Source organism: Streptomyces sp. SM10 (genome assembly GCF_002910915.1).
Classification (GTDB): Bacteria; Actinomycetota; Actinomycetes; order Streptomycetales; family Streptomycetaceae; genus Streptomyces.
Window position 1 is genome coordinate 8,659 of record NZ_NEUF01000137.1, and the last position, 5,823, is coordinate 14,481.

Annotated in this window: 2 protein-coding genes and 2 pseudogenes; all 4 read right to left on the reverse strand. The window is 71.8% G+C overall.

The window, feature by feature from the left end:
- Positions 1-2,792: pseudogene (locus B9S57_RS35655) on the reverse strand (hypothetical protein); the annotation flags it as partial.
- 84 nt (positions 2,793-2,876) lie between these two features.
- Entirely contained in the window at positions 2,877-3,245 is a 369-nt protein-coding gene (locus tag B9S57_RS22125; RefSeq protein WP_103517306.1) for a hypothetical protein, read from the reverse strand.
- 2 nt (positions 3,246-3,247) lie between these two features.
- Positions 3,248-3,700 carry a YbaB/EbfC family nucleoid-associated protein gene (locus B9S57_RS22130; protein ID WP_103517307.1) on the reverse strand — a complete coding sequence of 151 codons (453 nt, stop codon included), beginning with the start codon at positions 3,698-3,700 and terminating at the stop codon, positions 3,248-3,250.
- Between the two features lie 184 nt (positions 3,701-3,884).
- Positions 3,885-5,823: pseudogene (locus B9S57_RS35660) on the reverse strand (hypothetical protein); the annotation flags it as partial.

Here is a 5,823-nt window from a genome sequence, read left to right on the forward strand (position 1 = left end):
GTCACGCCGCTCTCGGTGGTGGGGCGAGGCATCGGGCCGAGCGCGTCGGCGAGCGGCAGCAGCACGTCCGCACCGGGGAACGCGGTGTCGCCCTCGGTCGTCGTGACGGGTGCCGGACCGGCGAGCGGGCGGACCCGGACCGGTGCGTCGGGCCCCTCCCGGGTCAGCTCCACCGCCGTGCGTGCCGGGCGTCCCCCGCTCTCCGGCACGGCTGTCGGCCCGAGCACGACGGCCCGGTCGGTGCCGGCGCCGTCCAGCAGCGCCACCGCCTCGGGCGACCCCTCGCCCGGCGGCGGCACCTCCGACACCACGATCGTCAGCGGCGCGGCCCGGGTGGGCCCGGTGCCTCCGGCTGGGGCGGGACGCGCCTTCACGTCGGCCGTGCCGCCGAGGTCGCGCACGTCGCCGGTTTCGGGGGACGAACCGATGGTGCTGATCTGCGGCGGAGCGGTGTCGGCGTCGCCGGCTGCCGGGTCAGGGGTCGCAGCCTCCGCCGCAGGGGTGGCACCCGGCGCGGAGTCCGATGTGGCCGCGTGCACCGTCGGGTTCACGGCATCCGGGGACAACGCGGTCTGCGGCGAGGACCCGGGCTGCGGGGAGCCGTCTGCCGGGGCGCGGGTTCCCTGCTGGGGCGTGGCCGAAGGTGTCGCCGACCCCGCCGGGACGCCGCCCGGCCGGGCTCCGCCACTCGTTCCGGCCGGGGTGGAGACGGCGGGGCCGCCCGTGGGGATGGGAGTGCCTGCTTCTCGGCCCGTCGGGGCGGACGCGGGGCCGTGCTGTGGGGCCGACTCGTGGGAACCGCTCGGCAGGTCGCCCTCCGCGTGCTCCGGGGACGCCGCGGCCGTGCCCTCGGGCGATACGACCCCTGGGTTGCCGTCTCCCGTCGCGGCCGGGCTCTCCGGCACGTCCACGCCCGGGCTCTCCGGCGGCGTACCGGCGGTGGCACCCCCCGGGGCGGCCCCGGTGGGGCCTCCGGCGACCGGGGCCACGCTGTTCCCGTGCGTCCCGGGGGTGCCGGTGGGCGGAGGGCTCGCCGTGACCGGGACGTCGAAGCCACCGAGGGCGCGGCGGACCTCGTCGGCGTCGATCTGTACGGCAGGGCTGTTCCCGGCGGGCACCACCCGTACCTCGGGCAGCTGCGACAAGCCGCCCTGCAGGCCGTCACGGACGCCGATCTCTGTACCGCCCGGCCCCGACGCGGTGCCGCGCAGTGCGGCGAGGTCGTCCAACGCCTGCTGGCGGACCTCGGCGGAGCCACTGTGGACCTGCCGCCACAGCTCGTTCTCGGCGGCGGTCACGGGCAGCGGGCCAGGGGTGTACGGCGGCGGGGCCGGGGTCGTGTAGGGCGGCGGATTCTCCGGAACGTAGGGCGGCGGGGACTGGCTGCCGGTGGCATCGCCCTGGCCGGTCGTCTGCTGGACGACGGGCGGGGGCGAGGCGGGCGCCGGCCCGTCGCCGCCCGTGGTGTCCCCGCCCGAGGAGCCGTCGGTGCGGTCGGAGTCCGCGCCGGAACGCGAGGAACCGTCGGTGCCGGTGCCGCTGACTCCGCCCGAGACAGTGGGCGGCTGGTGACGCAGGTTGTCGATGGCGTGGCGCAGTTCGGCGCCACTGTTCACGGCGGTGTCGCTGAGTGTGCTCTCGACCTGGCTGCTGATGCCCGCGCCGACGAACGTGGACCAGCTGGTCGACCAGTCGCCGTCGAAGGCACCCTTGATCAGGATCTCCGCGAGCGCCTCGCCCGCGCCTGCGGCAAGGAAGTCGGCCGTCCCCTTCAGCCCGTAGTGCCCGGCCAGTGCGCCCGGCCGGTCGGCGTTGTTGCGCAGGATCTGGTTGTTCCGCCACAGGTCGAGGTTGTTCCGGAAGGAGAGCGGATCGTTCCGGAAGGTGACCGGCGGCTTGCTCGAAGGCCCCGGACCGTTTCCGTACGGCGTGGGGCCAGGGCCGGGGGTCGGCGTGGGGTCCGGCTTCGGGCTCGGCGTGGGGTCCGGCTTCGGGCTCGGGCCGTTGCCCTTGACGTCCAGGTCCGGGTTGTTCTTCGGGTGGGGAGGACCCTTGAAATCGAGGTCCGGGCCGTTCTTCAGGAAGTTCTTGTCGAAGCTGTTGACGATGTTCTTCGCGAAGCTGTCGAAGATGCTGGTGAGGCCGCCCGCCGCCGCGCCGAACGCCGCGGCCTTGAGGATGTCGTTCCAGTCGAAGCCGTCGGGACGGCGGCCGTCGGGGGCGAAGTTCATCATCGCCAGCCGCACCGCGAAGGTGGTGAACGCCTCGGCGAACGCTTCGGTCAGGGAGGGCGCCAGGTGCAGCCGCTGGAGCAGGTGGGTCATCGTGGTGAGGATGAAGAAGCGGCTGCGCAGCTTGGCCATCATGATCTGACTGGCCGAGGCCCCACCGGTGAAGAAGGACATCGCCAGGTAGATGGCGATCTCGATGAGCAACCGGATGATCTCGGCGATGACCTGCCACTTCGACTCCATGATGTCCATGGAGGTCTTGCGCCGGCCTTCGGCGATCCTGTCGAGCTGGTCGGCGAAGTCCTTCAGGTAGTTCTTGCCGCCGTCGTCGACGAGCATGCCCATCGCGTTCGCGTACGACTTGGAGAGGTCGTCCGGCATCGACTCGCCGATGTCGTGGATCGACTTGTCGATCAGCGAGGACAGCCGCTCCAGCTTGCGGCCCAGACCGGAGTAGGGCACACGGCTGTCGAAGGCCAGGTCCTCGTCGGCGTCGATGAGCTTCTCCCCGGTGAGGATGAAGATCATCGTGTTGATCTCGGGCGATACGTGGATGCTCATCGAGAGCCGCCCCGGAGCCCGCTCGGGCAGGACGGAGCGACCGCTCCCGGCGTGGTGCGGGAGGGGCCTGCGGAGCGGGGTGGATCAGCGGCGGCCATGCCCGCCCGAGTTGCCGAGTCCGTCTGCCTCGATGCGGCTGGTGCCCTTCTCGACCTGCTCGATGTTGTGGTCGCGGGTGTCCTTCATCATCCGGACCTGGCTGACCGTGGCGTCGGTGATGCCGACCAGCGCGTCGCGGATGGACAGCATGGTGTCCTTGGTGGTCTGCCGCTCCTTCTGCTCCTGCGGCTTGGCCTTCTCCGCGAACTCCCCTTCCGAACCGGGCCAGTTCACCGTCGGCGCCAGGTCGTCGAGGAACTCCTCGGTCATGCTCCTGGTGAGGGCGCCGATCTCCTCCAGCTGTCCCGCCAGCGCCTCGATGCGCTGCGGGTCGACGTAGTACCGCTCGCCCATCCTCAGTCCCCTCCCTCTTCGCCGAGTGCGTCGCGCCAGGCGGGGGTTGCCCGACCGTCGCGCGCCGGGTCCTCGTCCTCGCGCAGCACCTCAGGACCGAAGATGCGCTCCCAGTCCAGCTCGAAGCCCTTCAGCTCCGGCACATCGCTGCTCGGCTCGGCGAAGGGTGCCATCGCCTTCATGACGTGCCGGTTCATCTTCAGGCGCGCCGAGCTCGCCGCCTCCAGGACGCTGGCGGCCAGTTCCTGCGGGGACATGTCGCGGTACTTGTTCTCCAGGAACTCGATCCCGGTCAGCTCGCCCTGGGGGCCGGCGGTGGCGCGGACCGCACGGTCGGAGGAGAGCGACGAGAACGACGCCGTCCGCAGTTCGCGTTCGGTGCGCGCTATCGCCTCCTGAGCCGACTGCAGTTCGGCCATGGCCTTCTCCAGTCGCTTCTCCAGCGGTTCCGTCACGCCCGCTCCCCTCCTTCTCCGCAGGTCTCTCCGTACGCCCGGTCGGTGCGAACGGTCCTGAACAGTGCGTCAACTGCTCTGTTGATCTTGCCTGGTGAACGCCGGACACGGGAAGCCGGGGGTGGGTGGGACGCGTTCCCCCTCGATGCGCCGCCCGCCGTGCCGCGCCGGACACGGACGCCGGTCACCGGCCGATGACGGCCGGCGTGCCGCCCTCCTCGGTGCCCCACACGTCCACGTCCTCCTCCAGGTAGTCGGCGGAGCTGGTCGACCTCTGGCGGGGCTCCCCCTCCTCCTCGGGTGTGTCGCCGCCGGTGGTCGTCACCCGCCGGGCCGGGGCCAGGAAGGTGTCACTGTCCTCCTGGCGGTTCCACGGGCTGCGCCGGCGGCGGTTACGGCGCTCGCTCTCCTCCGCCGCGTCGACCAGGACGGCGCGCACGCGCTCACCGTTGCCCTTCTCGCCACCCCCGCCCATGCCGCCCATGCCGCCGCCCATCGGCATGCCGGGGCTGCCGGGTGTGCCCGGTGCTCCCGGTGCGCCTGCCTGGGCGGCGCCGGCGGACGGGGTGAGTGCGCTGCCCGCGGAGCCGTCCGAGAGGGGGTCGGCCGCACCGAGGCCGTCCGGGGAGAGGCCGCCGCCGAGGGCACCGGTGCTCGCCTGTCCCCCACCGATGCCCAGATCGGAGAGCGGCACCTCGCTGGTGATGCCGCCACCGCCGGTCGTGTCCAGCCCTCCCGAGCCACCCGACCCGTGCAGCCCTCCGAGATCGCCGAGGCCTCCCGATCCGTCGATGCTGCCGAGACGGTCGAGCACGCTCGAACTGCCGTTGCGGCCGCCCTGGTTGAGGTCGTGCAGGTCGACCGTCTCGGTCCTGCCCTGCGGGTCGGTGACCGTCGCGATGCCGGTGTCCGGGTCGATCACCTGCTTACTGCCGTCCGGGAAGGTGGTGGTCAGCTGACCGTTGTCCAGGGCGGTGGTGGAGCCGTCCGGGTTGGTCACCGACGCCCCGTGGGTGAGGTCCGTGGTCACGGTGGAACCGTTGGGGGCGGTGAGGGAGAACGAACCGCTGTCCGGGTCGAAGACGCCCTTGCTGCCGTCCGCGAACGTCGTGGCGAAGTCACCGTTCGTCAGTGCGGTGTGCCCGCCGGTCGGCGTCTCCAGGCCGGACAGGTCGCCGTTGAGGCTTCCGAGGTCACCCAGGTCGCCGATCGACTGGGTAGGCAGGTCGGCGTTGATGTCGCCGAGGTCCCCCGGACCACCGAGGCCGTTCTGCCGGTTGAGATCGCCGAGGCTGCCGAGGTTCTGGGTGGTGGTGGCGCCGTCGGGGTCGGTGGTGGTGGCCTGGCCCGTGGTGGGGTCGACGACCTGGGTGGTGCCGTCGGGGAAGGTGGTGGTCAGCTTGCCGTCGTCGCCGAGGGAGGTGATGGACCCGTCGGGGTTGGTCACCTTCATGCCGTCGCCCAGGCTCTGGGTGGTGACGCTGCCGTCCGGGTGCGTGGTGGTGACCAGCCCGCTGTCCGGATCGAAGGTGCTGGTGCTGCCGTCCGGGAAGTCCGAGGTGAGCTTGCCGCCGTCCAGCTGGGTGCTGCCGCCGGTGGGGGTGTTCAGGAGGCCGCCGGTGGCGTTGTTCAGGCCGCCGAGATCGCCGAGGTCCTGGGTAATGGCCTGGTTCGCGTCGTTGACGGCCTTGTTGGTCCCGCCGGGGCCGCCGCTGTTGAGCGGACCGAGGCTCCCCAGGTTCTGCGCGAGCGTGGACGGGACGGGGCCCTGCTGGTTGCCCTCGCCGCCCCCGGTGTCCAGGTTCCCTGGACTCTCGGTGGACGGGATGTTCGCGTTCAGCAGGCTGTCAAGGTTCCCGAGGTCCTGCGTGGTGGCCGCGTTGGGGTCGTTCAGTCCGCCGAGGCTCTCCGTGACGGCTTTCTGCTGCTCCTCGGCCTCGCGCCTGGCCTCTTCCTGTTCGCGCCGCTGTTCCTCGCGCAGTTCCTCCGCGTACTTCTTGTCCTCGTCGCGCTGCTGGTTCTGTTCCTCGCGCAGCTCGTCCTGGTACTTCTTGTCCTCCTCCCGCTGCTGGTTCTGCTCCTCGCGCAGCTCGTCCTGGTACTTCTTGTCCTCCTCCCGCTGC

Excerpts from the sequence above, each read along its gene's own strand:
- B9S57_RS22125 (WP_103517306.1), bottom strand. The coding sequence starts at position 3,245 with ATGGGCGAGCGGTACTACGTCGACCCGCAGCGCATCGAGGCGCTGGCG.